Source organism: Fundicoccus sp. Sow4_D5 (assembly GCF_052116365.1).
Lineage (GTDB): Bacteria > Bacillota > Bacilli > Lactobacillales > Aerococcaceae > Fundicoccus.
In genome coordinates this window covers 1-1,343 of record NZ_JBQKLF010000024.1, presented here as the reverse complement: position 1 = coordinate 1,343, position 1,343 = coordinate 1, and the positions used below count along the sequence as shown (strand labels likewise).

The window sequence follows — 1,343 nt, the reverse complement described above, 5'->3', positions numbered from 1 at the left end:
ATTGATTCAATGCGAGTCAAGACTAATAGAACCAAAATTATAATTTCAAGAAAAGATATAATTAAACCGAGAATTGACCGAGTCTATAGCAATATAGATGAAATAAAGCAAGACCAAGTAATAAACCGATACGAAAGTATCAGCGCAAAAATGTGGTTAAGAAACAAAGGGCGCACGGTGAATGCCTTGGCACTAGGAGCCGATGAAGGACGGGACGAACACCGATATGCTTTGGGGAGCTGTAAGTAAGCACTGATCCAGAGATTTCCGAATGGGGGAACCCAACAATCGTTATGGATTGTTACGCGAAAGCGAGGTAGACGCAGAGAACTGAAACATCTAAGTACCTGCAGGAAGAGAAAGAAAATTCGATTCCCTGAGTAGCGGCGAGCGAAACGGGAAGAGCCCAAACCAGTGTGCATGCACACTGGGGTTGTAGGACTCCGATATGGCAAGAACAGACATAGCAGAATCATCTGGGAAGGTGAGCGTGAAAGGGTGAGAGCCCCGTATGCGAAATGTGTGTGAAGCTTAGGAGGATCCTGAGTACGGCGGGACACGAGAAATCCCGTCGGAATCCGCCAGGACCATCTGGCAAGGCTAAATACTCCCTAGTGACCGATAGTGAACAAGTACCGTGAGGGAAAGGTGAAAAGCACCCCGGAAGGGGAGTGAAAGAGTACCTGAAACCGTGTGCCTACAAGTAGTCAGAGCCCGTTAATGGGTGATGGCGTACCTTTTGTAGAATGGACCGGCGAGTGACGATAGTTGGCGAGGTTAAGTTGAAGAAACGGAGCCGTAGCGAAAGCGAGTCTGAATAGGGCGTAAGTCAGGTGTCGTCGACCCGAAACCAGGTGACCTACCCATGTGCAGGTTGAAGGTGCGGTAAGACGCACTGGAGGACCGAACCAGGACACGTTGAAAAGTGTTTGGATGACATGTGGGTAGCGGAGAAATTCCAATCGAACCTGGAGATAGCTGGTTCTCTCCGAAATATATTTAGGTATAGCCTCAGAGTAAGAGTCATGGAGGTAGAGCACTGTTTGGACTAGGGGGGCTTATGCTTTACCGAATCCAGATAAACTCCGAATGCCAAGGACTCATCTCTGGGAGTCAGACTGCGAGTGATAAGATCCGTAGTCGAAAGGGAAACAGCCCAGCCCACCAGCTAAGGTCCCCAAGTTATTGTTAAGTGGAAAAGGATGTGGGGTTGCATAGACAGCTAGGATGTTGGCTCAGAAGCAGCCATCATTTAAAGAGTGCGTAATAGCTCACTAGTCGAGTGACCCCGCGCCGAAAATGTACCGGGGCTAAACAATACACCGAAGCTGTGGATTCAGTAT

Annotated in this window: 1 rRNA gene; it reads left to right on the top strand. The window is 48.5% G+C overall.

The annotated features are described in order from the left end of the window. Nucleotides 1-154: 154 nt before the first annotated feature. Nucleotides 155-1,343: ribosomal RNA gene (locus ACTQ45_RS13535) — 23S ribosomal RNA — on the top strand; the annotation flags it as partial.